Raw genomic sequence first — 12,707 nt, forward strand, 5'->3', positions numbered from 1 at the left:
CAATCCGCCGCCGCGGGCCGTGACGCGGCGGCATTTCAACGATAGATCAAGGAGACAGACATGTCCGTTTCGACTCAGCTCAGCAGGGACAAGCTGCTGGAAGCGTACCGGCTGATGCGCACGATCCGCGAATTCGAGGAGCGCCTGCACGTCGAGTTCGCGACCGGCGAGATACCGGGATTTGTTCACCTTTACGCGGGCGAGGAGGCGTCCGCGGTCGGCACGATGCTGCATCTGAGCGTTGCCGACTACGTCGCGACGACGCACCGCGGCCACGGGCACTGCATCGCGAAGGGCGTGGACGTGCGCGGGATGATGGCGGAGATCTACGGCAAGAAAAGCGGCGTGTGCCACGGCAAGGGCGGCTCGATGCATATCGCCGACCTGTCGATGGGCATGCTCGGCGCGAACGGCATCGTCGGCGCGGGCGGCCCGCTCGTGTGCGGCGCGGCGCTCGCCGCGAAATACCGGAAGACGGGCGGGGTCGGCGTGTGTTTCTTCGGCGATGGCGCATCGAACCAGGGCGCGATCTTCGAAGCGATGAACCTCGCGGCAGTGTGGCGGCTGCCGGCGATCTTCGTTGCCGAAAACAACGGCTATGCGGAGGCGACGTCGGCGAGCTGGTCGGTCGCGACCGACAACATCGCCGATCGCGCGAGCGGCTTCGGCATGCCCGGCGTGATCGTCGACGGCTTCGATTTCTTCGCGGTGCACGAGGCGCTCGGCGAGGCGGTCGAGCGCGCGCGCGGCGGCGGCGGGCCGACGCTCGTCGAAGTGAAGTTGTCGCGCTACTTCGGGCACTTCGAAGGCGACGCGCAGACCTACCGGGCGCCCGGCGAGGTTCAGAAGCTGCGCGACGAGAAGGATTGCCTGAAGCATTTCGAAACGCGCGTCGTGCGCGCCGAGATCCTCACGGTCGACGAATTGCGTGCGGTCGACACGCAGGTTCGCGAGCTGATCGACGCCGCCGTCGCCGACGCGAAGGCTGCGCCGCTGCCGGACGCCGCCGACCTGTTGACCGACGTCTACGTGTCGTACCCGTGAGCGCCGCGCAAGCCGGCTGACCGACAAGATTCCAGGAGACAGAGATGGCAAGGAAGATCACTTATTCGCAGGCGATCAACGAGGCGCTCGCACAGGAGATGGCGCGCGACGCCAGCGTGATCGTGATGGGCGAGGACAACGCGGGCGGCGCGGGCGCGCCCGGCGAGGACGACGCATGGGGCGGCGTGCTCGGCGTGACGAAGGGGCTGTTCCACAAGTTCCCGGGGCGCGTGCTCGACACGCCGCTGTCGGAGGGCGGCTACATCGGCGCCGCGGTCGGTGCTGCCGCGTGCGGTATGCGGCCGGTCGCCGAGCTGATGTTCATCGACTTCATGGGCGTGTGCTTCGACCAGATCTTCAACCAGGCGGCGAAGTTCCGCTACATGTTCGGCGGCAAGGCCGTCACGCCGGTCGTGATCCGCGCGATGTACGGCGCGGGGCTGCGGGCCGCCGCGCAGCATTCGCAGATGCTGACGTCGCTGTTTACGCACATCCCCGGCCTCAAGGTCGTGTGCCCGTCGACGCCGTACGACGCGAAGGGGCTGCTGATCCAGGCGATCCGCGACGACGATCCGGTGATCTTCTGCGAGCACAAGCTGCTCTATACCCGCGAGGGCGACGTGCCGGAGGAGTCCTATGCGATTCCGTTCGGCGAGGCCAGTGTCGTGCGCGAAGGCGACGATGCGACGATCGTCACCTACGGCCGGATGGTGCACGTCGCGACGGACGCGGCGCAGAAGCTCGCGAAGGACGGGATTCAGGTCGACGTGATCGACCTGCGCACGACATCGCCGCTCGACGAGGAGACCATTCTCGAAAGCGCCGCGCGCACCGGGCGCGTGGTCGTCGTCGACGAAGCGAATCCGCGCTGCTCGATCGCGACCGACATCGCCGCGCTGATCGCGCAGCGTGCCTTCCGGTCGCTGCATGCGCCGATCGAGTGCGTGACCGCGCCGCATACGCCGGTTCCGTTCGCGAGCGTGCTCGAGGAACTGTATATCCCGTCCGCCGACGCGATTGTGCAGGCGGTGCTGAAGACGAGGAGCTGACACGATGTCGATTCACATGATCACGATGCCCAAGTGGGGGCTGTCGATGGAGCAGGGGCAGGTCAACGGCTGGCTGAAGGCGCTCGGCGAGCGCGTGTCGAAGGGCGACGAGGTGCTCGACGTCGAGACCGACAAGATCTCGTCGGGCGTCGAGTGCGCGTTCGACGGCACGTTGCGCCGCCAGATCGCGCAGGAGGGCGACACGCTGCCGGTCGGCGCGCTGCTCGGCGTGGTGGCGGCGGAACAGGCGAGCGATGCGGAGATCGACGCTGCCGTGGCCGAATTCCAGCGCAACTTCACGCCGAGCGCCGCGGCCGAGGAGGCGGCCGGCCCGCAGCCCGAGAAGGCGCAGATCGGCGGGCGCACCGTGCGCTATCTCGCGCTCGGCGCGGGCGAGCGCACGCCGGCGGTGCTGATCCACGGCTTCGGCGGCGACCTGAACAACTGGCTGTTCAACCATGCCGAGCTGGCCGCGCACCGGCCGGTCTGGGCGCTCGACCTGCCGGGGCACGGCGAATCGGGCAAGGCGGTCGACACGGGCAGCCTCGACGAGCTGGCTGACGCGGTGCTCGCGCTGCTCGACGCGCGCGGCATCGCCCGCGCGCACCTGATCGGCCATTCGATGGGCGGCGCGGTCGCGATGGCGGCGGCCGAGCGCGCGCCGGAGCGGGTCGCGTCGCTGACGCTGATCGCGAGCGCGGGACTCGGCAGCGACATCGACCGCGACTACATCGACGGGTTCGTCTCCGGCAACAGCCGCAACACGCTCAAGCCGCATCTCGGCAAGCTGTTCGCCGACAGCGCGCTCGTCACCCGGCAGCTGGTCGAGGATCTCGTCCGCTACAAGCGTCTCGAGGGCGTGCAGGCGGCGCTGGAGAGGATCGCGGCGTCCGCGTTCGACGGCGCGACGCAGCGACGCGTGTTCCGCGACCGGCTCGCCGCGCTCGCGCCGCGAACGCTCGTGATCTGGGGCGAGCGCGACCAGGTGATTCCCGCGCATCACGCGCAGGGCTTGCCGGCGGGTGTGCGAACCGAGGTGCTGGCCGGGCGCGGCCACATGGTGCAGATGGAGGCGGCGGCCGACGTGAACCGCCTGATCGCCGCGTTCCTCGGAGACTGACGATGGCCGCCGCGCTCGAACGATCCAGCCTGACGGCGCTCGGCCAGCCGGGCGCGCGCAGCCGCGACAAGCTCGCGCGCATTCCGGTGCGCGTCGAGCCCGCGGCCGGCGCGGCGCTGCCGAAGCCGCCGTGGCTGCGGGCGCGGCCGATGATGAGCGACACCGTCGCCGCGATGGCGGCGGTGCTGCGCGCCCATCGGCTGCATTCCGTCTGCGAGGAAGCGATGTGCCCGAACATCGGCGAATGCTTCGCGCAACGCACCGCGACGTTCATGATCATGGGCGGCCTGTGCACGCGGCGCTGCCCGTTCTGCGACGTCGCGCACGGCCGGCCGGAGCCGCTCGATCCGCACGAGCCCGGGCGGCTCGCCGACGCGGTCGCCGCGCTGGCGCTGCGTTACGTGGTGATCACGTCGGTGGACCGCGACGACTTGCGCGACGGCGGCGCCGCGCACTTCGCCGCCTGCGTCGCGGCGGTGCGCGCGCGCGTGCCGGGCATCGGCGTCGAGGTGCTGACGCCGGATTTCCGCGGACGCATCGCGCGCGCGCTCGACGCGCTGTCGGTCGCGTGGCCGGACGTGTTCAATCACAACGTCGAGACCGTGCCGTCGCTATACCGCGCCGCGCGGCCGGGCGCCGACTATCGCGGCTCGCTCGACCTGCTCGCGCGCGTGAAGGCGGCGAATCCGGCGGTCGTGACGAAGTCCGGGCTGATGCTCGGGCTCGGCGAGCGCGACGACGAAGTGCGCGACACGTTGCGCGACCTGCGCGCGCACGAAGTCGACGTGCTGACGATCGGGCAGTATCTCGCGCCATCGCCGTTTCATCTGCCGGTGCGCCGCCATGTGACGCCGGATGCATTCGCCGCGTGGCGCGACGAGGGGCTCGGGCTCGGGTTTCTCGAGGTGGTGTCCGGGCCGCTCGTGCGTTCGTCGTATCACGCGGCGGAAACGTTGCACGGCACGTGACGCGCCCGCATGGCGTGCGGCGCGTCAGCGCGCGCCGTGCGGATCGCCGCGCAGGTGCGCGCGGCCGACGGCTCGCAGGTACAGCACGAGCCCGGTGCCCGCGAGCATCAGGCTCACGGCGTTGGCGAACCAGAAGCCGCGCGCGCCGGTGAGCCACGCCGGCGCGAATCCGCCGACGTCGAAGCCGAGCAGATAGCCGCCGCCGAGCCCGACGCCCCAGAGCGCGATCGCGTAGATCACGGTCGGCACCACGGCGACCTTGTAGGCGCGCAGCACGAAGGCTGTCGTGATCTGTATCGCGTCGAAGAAGTGGTAGCAGGCGACGATCGCGACGAGCGGCATTGCCGCGGCGGCGACCGCCGGGTCCGGCGTATAGCCGCCGACGATCAGCGGCCGCAGCACGAACACGAGCAGGCCGTACACGGCGGCGGCCGAGCACGCGAGCATTACGCCATGACGCCCGATCAGGCGCGCCTGATCCGGATGGCCGGCGCCGAGCGCGCGCGCGACGAGCGTCGAGGTCGCGATGCCGATCGACAGCGGGGTCATGTACAGCACCGCGCCGAGGTTGCCGGCGATCTGGTGGCCGGCGAGCGTGGTGGTGCCGAACTGCGCGATGAAGAGCGCCATGCACGTATAGGACGTCACCTCGATCAGGTAGGAGAGCCCCATCGGCACGCCGAGCCGGAGGATCGCCTTCTGGCGCGCCCAGACCGGCCAGCAAAAGCGCGAGAAGATCGCGAGCGGCGCGAACACGTCGAGCTTCGCGAGCAGCGTGAAGCCGACCAGCGCGAGCGCCCAGTTGATCAGCGTGCTGGCGAGGCCGCAGCCGGGACCGCCGAGGGCCGGTACGCCGAGGCCGCCGAAGATGAACCAGACGTTCAGCGGGAATTTCAGCAGCAGCGCGCCGACCTGCAGGATCATCGCGAGGCGCGGCTTGCCGGCCGCGTTGGCGAGCGCGTTGTAGATCCGGAACACGAGGCTCGCCGGCAGGCCGAACGACAGGATCCGCAGATAGGCGACCGTGCGTTCGTGCAGCGCGGCCGGCGCGTGCGCGACGCGCAACAGCGGTTCGGGGAAGTGCAGCAGCAGGAAGCCGGGCACGGCGAGCAGCGCGGCGAGCCACAGCGCCTGGCGCACTTCCTCGCCGATTTCCGTGTAGCGCCGCGCGCCGTAGAGCTGCCCGGTGATCGGCTGCAGCGCGGACAGGATTCCCGTCAGGCTGATGTAGATCGAGATGTAGAGCGACGAGCCGAGACCGAGCGCGGCGAGATCGACGGCGGAGAAGCGGCCGACCATCGCGGTGTCGATCACGCCGAACGCGATGATCGCCAGTTGCCCGACGAGCACCGGCCACGCAAGCCCGGCGATCTTGCGGAGGTCGGCGAGCACGTCAGTCCGGCCGGCGCGGCGGCCGGCGCTTTGCCGGCGTCTTCGGCCGCTCGATGCGTTCGTACAGGCGGAAGCGCTCGTCGCGGTCGGCGACGCGGCGGCCTTCCCAGACGAGGCGCCAGACGTATTGCGACATCGAGCTCGGCTCGCCATAGTCGGCGTGGTCGTGGCGCAGGATCACGTCGCAGTCGCCGGAGAAGTCGAAGTGCATGTCGCCGAAATACGCGAAGGTGGCGATCTGCGCGTCGCCTAGCCGCACGGGCGAGATGCAGTCGTAATCGGACGGCAGGTGCGTGGAGATCTGCTGCGCGACGTCCTGGTAGGTCCGGCTGTAGTTGACGATCGGCAGCCACAGCGTCATCAGCAGCACCCACATCAGCGTCGTGCCGGCGCTCGACAGCACGACGCTGCGCCACAGCACCTTCGGCTGCCGCGACACGCGCCAGCGTACCAGCAGGAACCAGCAGACGGTGACGGCGATCGCGCAGACGAACGACAGCACCTTGAAGTGCGGCGTGAAGCCGGGCACGAGGCGCGCGAGATTGCGGGCGAGCGGATGCGGGAAGCCGGTCAGCGCGGCGAGCCACACCAGCCAGACGAAGCTGCCGAGGATCGTGAAGCTCAGTACAGCGAACCAGTCGATCGCATTGATCGCGCCGCGCTTGAGCGTCGGCAGTGCGAAGGTCGCGAGCACGGCGAGCGGCGGCAGCAGCAGCATGTACATGCGGTTCGACTGCTGGCTTTGCAGGATCACGAGCGCGACGAGCGGCGCGATGACGGACAGCGGAATCGCGATGTGCGCGCGCCGGCGCAGGCCGGCCCAGCTCCACCACGCCCAGATCGCGAGCGGCCACGCGGGCCACGTGAAGAGCGGCAGGTTCTTCGCCGCGTAGGCGAGCACCGCAGTCGGCGGGCCGGAGAAGCGCATCAGGCTGCCGTGCAGCCACTGGTTGACGAACCAGGCGGCGTCGGTCGGCGCCGCGACGAACGCGGCCACCGGCCAGAGCGCGAAGATGGCGAACGCGAGCGGCAGGCCGATGCCGGGCAGGCGCAGGTTGCGCACGTCGGCCGTGACGAACCACAGCACGACGGTGCCGGTGAGGAGCGCCGCGACGAGCACCGGGTTGCCGGACAGCGCAACGAGGCCGAGTGCGAGCCCCCACCACAGCGCACCTTGAACGGGCTTGTCGATCGCGCGCACGAGACCGTAGACGAGCATCGCGATCCATGCGAACTGCGCGAGCTGCGGGGTCGTCTCGTGGCCGCGCTCGGCGAGGCCGAAGCAGGCGAGCAGCACCAGCAGCGCGCCGTCGGCGAGCGTGCGGCCGTAGTCGTGCGGCTCGGGCTCGCCGCCGAACGCATACTTGAACGGCTGCACTTCGGCACGCCGGCCGAGCAGGTAGGCCGCATACCAGACGAACGCGCAGGCCACGCAAAAGAGGATGCCGGTGCCGAGCCGCGACGCGTTGCTCGCGTCGATCCACGGCCCGAGCGCGCGGATCGCGAGCGCGCCGAGCCAGTAGCCGAACGGGCCGTCGGTCGTGATGTACTTGCCGACGAGGTTCGGCAGCAGCCAGTCGTGCCATGTGCCCTGGGCCATCGTCCACATCACGCCGAAGCCCGCGGCATCCTCGTTTTTCCACGGGTCGCGGCCGAACAGGCCGAACGCCGCATAGACGATGCAGAGTGTGAGCAGCAGCCAGCGCGGCAGCGCGCGCGTGGCGGAGGCGGTGAGACGAACGACTGGCTTCATGCAGATGAGCGGTATTTTTTATCGGCGAACGGCCCGCGTGGCGGGCCGTCTCAGGCATCCGGCATTGTAGACGCGCCGGCCGGGCGCGTCAGGGGAATCGCCGCTGTGCCGCCGGCGGGCGACAATTGGGCGAGCGCACACGAAAAAGGGCAGCCTGGGCTGCCCTTGAATGCGTAACCGGTGCGTTGGAGCCACCGGATGCGGCGCGAAGCGTGCTTACGCAGCCTTGCCGCTGGCGCGTGCGCCGAACTTGTTCTTGAACTTCTCGACGCGGCCTGCCGTGTCCATGATCTTCTGCTGGCCGGTGTAGAACGAGTGCGATTCCGACGACACTTCGATCTTGGCGAGCGGGTAGGTCTTGCCGTCGAGGTCGATGGTTTCACGCGTCTGGATCGTCGAGCGCGTGATGAACTTGAAGCCGTTCGACATGTCTTGGAAGACGACTTCGCGGTAATTCGGGTGAATGCCTTGTTTCATGGTCTTTCCTTGGTGATAGCGGTAGCCAACCCGCCGCTTGCCGTTGCCGCACGCGCTTCTCACGCGTGGCGGCGGGACGTCAAGCCCGGCGCGAGCCACTTGCCTAAGGTCGAAAAACGGGGATTATGCCAGAAAATCAGATGGTTGACGAATAATTTGTCAAGGCGCGGCGAGGGCGCCGGCGCCGGCCGGATCCTGCCGGTAGTAGCGGGCGAGCAGCCGGTACAGCTCGGGGAATTCGGCCTCGAATGCGCGCGGCTGCACGAACAGCGCCTCGCTGCAGACGGCGAAGAACTCCGACGGGTGATCCGCCGCATAGGGATCGATCAGCGAATCGCGCTCGAAGCGCGCCCACGCGCGATCCGGCACGGCATCGACGCGCGCGCAGAACTGGTCGTACGCGTTGTCGAACACGTCTGCCCATGCCTGCGCGTCGAGATGCGGCGCGTGCCAGCGGCGAAACAGCGGTGGATAGCCGTCCGCCGCGCCGTTGATCATGTCGATCTTGTGCGCGAACTCGTGGATCACGACGTTGTACGCGTCGCGGTCGTCGGTCATCTGCGCGTCCTCCCACGACAGGATCACGGGGCCGCCCTCCCACGCCTCGCCGCTCGCGTCCTGCTCGATCTCGTGCACGACGCCGTCCTCGTCCTGCACGGTCTTGCGGATCAAGAATTCGCCCGGATACACGACGATGCCGACCCAGCCGTCGTACAGGCTCAAGTCGAGGTTCAGCACAGGCAGGCACGCCTGCACAGCGATACCGACCATCATCGCGTCGGTCAGTGCGAGGCCGTGCGCGGTCGAGAACGATTTCTGCGCGAGAAAGAGGCTCGTCAGCTCGCGCAGCCGTTCGAGGTCGGAGGGCGGCAGGTAGCCGAGGAACGGCAGTCGCTCGACGGTGTCGCGCCACAGCGCATCGGGAATCGGGTGGCTGCGCAGCGCGCGGTCGCGGCGGCGGGTGCCGAGCCAGCGGGTCAGTTTCGAGAGCATGAAGGCGGCGAACGGAACGCTAAAGCGTCACTTTTAACTCAATCGATCTCTTTTTGCCACGCGGCGAAGCGCCCGCCGCAGATCGCGATGCCGGCGCGGTGATGGAAGCCGTCGAGCGACGGCAGGAAGGCGGCTTGCTGCGCGACGGTCAGCGCGATCGATGCGCGCGGTCGCGTGCATCTCGTGGCGTGCGTTGCAGGATCGGCGTGCGCGCTTGCGTGCATCCCGGGCGCAAAAAAAGGCCGCCTGGCGGACAGCGCAGGCGGCCTTTCTGCCGAACCGGGAGGCGGGCGATCAGCCGCCGCGGCGCATCAGGTCGAAGAACTCGGAATTGCTCTTCGTCTGTCGGATCTTGTCGAGCAGGAATTCCATCGCCTCGACTTCGTCCATGTCGTGGATGAACTTGCGCAGCACCCAGATCTTTTGCAGGATCTCGGGCTTGATCAGCATCTCTTCGCGGCGCGTGCCGGACTTGTTGAGGTTGATCGACGGGTAGACGCGCTTTTCCGCGAGACGGCGCTCGAGGTGCACTTCCATGTTGCCGGTGCCCTTGAACTCTTCGTAGATCACGTCGTCCATGCGGCTGCCGGTTTCGATCAGCGCGGTGCCGATGATCGTCAGCGAACCGCCTTCCTCGATGTTGCGCGCCGCGCCGAAGAAGCGCTTCGGACGCTGCAGCGCGTTCGCGTCGACACCGCCCGTCAGCACCTTGCCCGACGCCGGGATCACCGTGTTGTACGCGCGTGCGAGGCGCGTGATCGAGTCGAGCAGGATCACGACGTCGTGCTTCATCTCGACGAGGCGCTTGGCCTTCTCGATCACCATCTCGGCGACCTGCACGTGGCGGGTAGCCGGTTCGTCGAAGGTCGATGCGATCACTTCGCCCGCGACCGAGCGCTGCATTTCGGTCACTTCTTCAGGGCGCTCGTCGATCAGCAGCACGAACAGGATGACGTCCGGATGGTTCTGCTTGATCGCGTGCGCGATGTGCTGGAGCATCACGGTCTTGCCGGACTTCGGCGACGCGACGAGCAGGCCGCGCTGGCCCTTGCCGATCGGCGCGATCATGTCGATGATGCGGCCCGTGACGTTTTCCTCGCCGCGCATCTCGCGCTCGAGCGACAGCGGCTTGTTCGGGTGCAGCGGCGTGAGGTTCTCGAACATGATCTTGTGTTTCGAGGCCTCGGGCGGCTGCCCGTTGACTTTGTCGACCTTGACGAGCGCGAAGTAGCGCTCGCCGTCCTTCGGCGTGCGAACCTCACCTTCGATCGTGTCGCCGGTGTGCAGGTTGAAGCGGCGGATCTGCGACGGGCTGATGTAGATGTCGTCGGTGCTCGCGAGATAGGACATTTCCGGCGAGCGCAGGAAACCGAAGCCGTCCGGCAACACTTCGAGCGTGCCGTCGCCGAAGATCGTTTCCCCCGTCTTGGCGCGCTTTTTGAGAATGGCGAACATCAACTCCTGCTTGCGCAGGCGGTTCGCGTTTTCGATCTCCAGGCCGTTGGCCATTTCGATCAATTCGGACACGTGCAGAGACTTGAGCTCGGATAAATGCATACGGAGATCCCGCCAGGGAGGAGAAGATGCGACGAAAGAAATAGGGAGGAGGGCGAGCGGAAGCGCTCAGAGACTTAAATGCGTCTTGTAGACGTTTTTTAATTCTAGCATACGCCGATTCGCGCTTGAGTTGCCGATCGGCGGCATGGCGGCGGACGTGTTGCCGGTTGACAACACGTCCGCGGACTCGCCGGTATTACAGGTGGCTGTCGAGGAACGCGGTCAGTTGCGACTTCGAGAGCGCGCCCACCTTCTGCGCGGCGGCTGCGCCGTTCTTGAAGAGAATCAGCGTCGGGATGCCGCGCACGCCGAACTTGGCGGGCGTCGCCTGGTTGTCGTCGACGTTGATCTTCGCGATCTGCAGCTTGTCGCCGTAATCCTTCGCGACTTCGTCCAGGATCGGGGCGATCATCTTGCACGGGCCGCACCATTCGGCCCAGAAGTCGACCAGCACGGGCTTGTCGGATTTGACGACGTCCTGTTCGAACGATGCGTCGCTGATGTGTTTGATCTGTTCGCTCATTGTGTCATTACCTCTTTCGGTTCAGTGACTGCCTGCGTGGCGCCTTGCGGCGCGCCGGCCGCCCTCGGGCTGCCGGCCGCCGCGGCAGGTGGCTGCGCCCGCCGGGAAAGGCAGGCGCGAGCGCTGCATGCTGCGGCTCGCGGGTCGTTCGGGCGTCATATTAGCCTAAATTGCTATCCGCTGTGGACGGCGATAGTAGCCGCTTCGAGAGTAGGGTCACGACATGCCGCCGGGCGGTGCGACTGATAGATGGCGGCCGGCGCGCGAAAAGCAAGAGGCGGGCAAGAAGCGGGCGCCGACGCAGTTCGTGCGAATAAATCGTCGCATTCGTCGGCAAGCGATGGTAGAATTCGCCGTGACGGGCCTCCTCGCATGGTGGGGCGGTCAACCTGGTCAGGTCGGGAACGAAGCAGCCACAGCCGTTTTCCGCCAGTGCCGAGGGTCGGGCTCGTCACCTTTCTTCTTGCCCCGTTCGTGGGCGCGCTTTCACGATTCCCCTTTTGCTCGTTGCTGTCGCAGCCAGTCGGCGCGAAGCGGTGTTGCTGATACAATTTCCCGATGACCTATCAAGTTCTCGCACGCAAGTGGCGTCCGAAGGATTTCGCTTCGCTCGTCGGCCAGGAGCACGTCGTCAGGGCGCTCACGCACGCGCTCGACGGCGGGCGTTTGCATCACGCGTATCTGTTTACCGGCACCCGCGGCGTCGGCAAGACGACGCTGTCGCGCATCTTCGCGAAGGCGCTCAACTGTGAAACCGGCGTGACGTCGCAGCCGTGCGGCGTGTGCCGCGCGTGCCGCGAGATCGACGAAGGCCGCTTCGTCGACTACGTCGAAATGGACGCGGCGAGCAACCGCGGCGTCGACGAGATGGCTGCGCTGCTCGAGCGCGCGGTGTATGCGCCCGTCGATGCGCGCTTCAAGGTCTACATGATCGACGAAGTGCACATGCTGACGAACCATGCGTTCAACGCGATGCTGAAGACGCTCGAAGAGCCGCCGTCGCACGTCAAGTTCATTCTCGCGACGACCGATCCGCAGAAAATCCCGGTGACCGTGCTGTCGCGCTGCCTGCAGTTCAACCTCAAGCAGATGCCGGCCGGACACATCGTGTCGCACCTCGAGCGGATTCTCGGCGAGGAGCACATCGCGTTCGAGTCGCAGGCGCTGCGCCTGCTCGCGCGTGCCGCGCAGGGCAGCATGCGCGACGCGCTGTCGCTGACCGACCAGGCGATTGCCTATTCGGCGAACGAAGTCACGGAAGCGGCGGTGTCCGGCATGCTCGGCGCGCTCGACCAGACCTACATGGTGCGTCTGCTCGACGCGCTCGCGGCCGCCGACGGCCCGGAGATCCTCGCGATCGCGGACGAGATGGCGCTGCGCAGCCTGTCGTTCTCGACGGCGCTGCAGGATCTCGCGAGCCTGCTGCACCGGATCGCCTGGGCGCAGTTCGCGCCGGGCTCGGTGCTCGACGAATGGCCGGAAGCGGGCGACCTGCGCCGCTTCGCGGATACGCTGAGCCCGGAGCAGGTGCAGCTCTTCTATCAGATCGCCACGGTCGGACGCGCGGAGCTGGGCCTCGCGCCGGACGAGTATGCGGGCTTCACGATGACGCTGTTGCGGATGCTGGCGTTCGAGCCGGCGGCGGGCGCGGGCAGTGCGCCGGTCGGACAGCCGTCGGCTGCGCCGCGCGCCGTGCCGGGGCCGCGCGCGGCTGCCGCGAAGGCGGTGGCGGCGTCGCCGGCCCAGGCAGCCCAGGCAGCCCAAGCAGCTCAAGCAGCTCAAGCAGCTCAAGCAGCTCAAGCAGCTCAAGCAGCTCAAGCAGCTCAAGCAG

Annotated in this window: 11 protein-coding genes, 1 other RNA gene and 1 pseudogene; 6 read left to right on the forward strand and 7 right to left on the reverse strand. The window is 67.8% G+C overall.

Features of this window, described 5'->3' with window-relative positions:
• The first annotated feature begins 60 nt into the window (after positions 1–60).
• From LIG30_RS19925 to lipA, 4 genes are read left to right on the forward strand one after another with little or no spacing between them, the layout of a single operon-like run.
• Positions 61–1,044: a thiamine pyrophosphate-dependent dehydrogenase E1 component subunit alpha gene (locus LIG30_RS19925; protein ID WP_038714764.1), complete on the forward strand. Its 984-nt coding sequence runs from the start codon at positions 61–63 to the stop codon at positions 1,042–1,044.
• A 44-nt stretch (positions 1,045–1,088) separates the two neighbouring features.
• Positions 1,089–2,093: an alpha-ketoacid dehydrogenase subunit beta gene (locus LIG30_RS19930; protein WP_038714766.1), complete on the forward strand. Its 1,005-nt coding sequence runs from the start codon at positions 1,089–1,091 to the stop codon at positions 2,091–2,093.
• 4 nt (positions 2,094–2,097) lie between these two features.
• A complete protein-coding gene (locus LIG30_RS19935; RefSeq protein ID WP_038714767.1) occupies positions 2,098–3,213 on the forward strand; it encodes an acetoin dehydrogenase dihydrolipoyllysine-residue acetyltransferase subunit in 1,116 nt (371 codons plus the stop codon).
• Between the two features lie 2 nt (positions 3,214–3,215).
• Positions 3,216–4,181 carry a lipoyl synthase gene (gene lipA, locus LIG30_RS19940; RefSeq protein ID WP_038714768.1) on the forward strand — a complete coding sequence of 322 codons (966 nt, stop codon included), beginning with the start codon at positions 3,216–3,218 and terminating at the stop codon, positions 4,179–4,181.
• A gap of 24 nt (positions 4,182–4,205) precedes the next feature.
• Here the strand turns inward: lipA and LIG30_RS19945 are convergent, their stop codons facing one another.
• The 7 genes and pseudogenes from LIG30_RS19945 to trxA all read right to left on the reverse strand — a co-directional run bounded on the left by LIG30_RS19945 (position 4,206) and on the right by trxA (position 10,876).
• The gene (locus LIG30_RS19945) at positions 4,206–5,573 is read right to left on the reverse strand and encodes an MATE family efflux transporter (RefSeq protein WP_038714770.1); all 1,368 of its coding nucleotides are present in this window, start codon (positions 5,571–5,573) and stop codon (positions 4,206–4,208) included.
• 1 nt (position 5,574) lies between these two features.
• Positions 5,575–7,326, reverse strand: a complete 1,752-nt coding sequence (locus LIG30_RS19950; RefSeq protein ID WP_038714771.1) for an ArnT family glycosyltransferase — start codon at positions 7,324–7,326, stop codon at positions 5,575–5,577.
• 216 nt (positions 7,327–7,542) lie between these two features.
• Positions 7,543–7,803, reverse strand: coding sequence for a type B 50S ribosomal protein L31 (locus tag LIG30_RS19955; protein ID WP_038714772.1), 261 nt, complete (start codon positions 7,801–7,803; stop codon positions 7,543–7,545).
• A gap of 159 nt (positions 7,804–7,962) precedes the next feature.
• The gene (locus tag LIG30_RS19960; RefSeq protein ID WP_038714774.1) at positions 7,963–8,796 is read right to left on the reverse strand and encodes a M90 family metallopeptidase; all 834 of its coding nucleotides are present in this window, start codon (positions 8,794–8,796) and stop codon (positions 7,963–7,965) included.
• Positions 8,797–8,834: 38 nt separating this feature from the next.
• Positions 8,835–9,014 (reverse strand): annotated as a pseudogene (locus tag LIG30_RS19965) (MFS transporter); the annotation flags it as partial.
• 76 nt (positions 9,015–9,090) lie between these two features.
• Complete coding sequence (gene rho, locus LIG30_RS19970) at positions 9,091–10,353, reverse strand: transcription termination factor Rho (RefSeq protein WP_006478662.1); 1,263 nt, start codon at positions 10,351–10,353, stop codon at positions 9,091–9,093.
• Between the two features lie 196 nt (positions 10,354–10,549).
• The gene (trxA, locus tag LIG30_RS19975) at positions 10,550–10,876 is read right to left on the reverse strand and encodes a thioredoxin TrxA (protein ID WP_006402348.1); all 327 of its coding nucleotides are present in this window, start codon (positions 10,874–10,876) and stop codon (positions 10,550–10,552) included.
• Positions 10,877–11,233: 357 nt separating this feature from the next.
• Here trxA and ffs point away from each other — a divergent pair.
• Together ffs and dnaX are read left to right on the forward strand one after the other, a co-directional pair.
• Positions 11,234–11,332, forward strand: an RNA gene (gene ffs, locus LIG30_RS25545) — signal recognition particle sRNA small type.
• Between the two features lie 102 nt (positions 11,333–11,434).
• Positions 11,435–12,707 (forward strand): DNA polymerase III subunit gamma/tau (gene dnaX / locus LIG30_RS19980; RefSeq protein WP_038714777.1); only part of this gene is annotated, 1,273 nt, incomplete at its 3' end.

The sequence above is a fragment of the Burkholderia sp. lig30 genome (assembly GCF_000687455.2).
Taxonomy (GTDB): Bacteria; Pseudomonadota; Gammaproteobacteria; order Burkholderiales; family Burkholderiaceae; genus Burkholderia.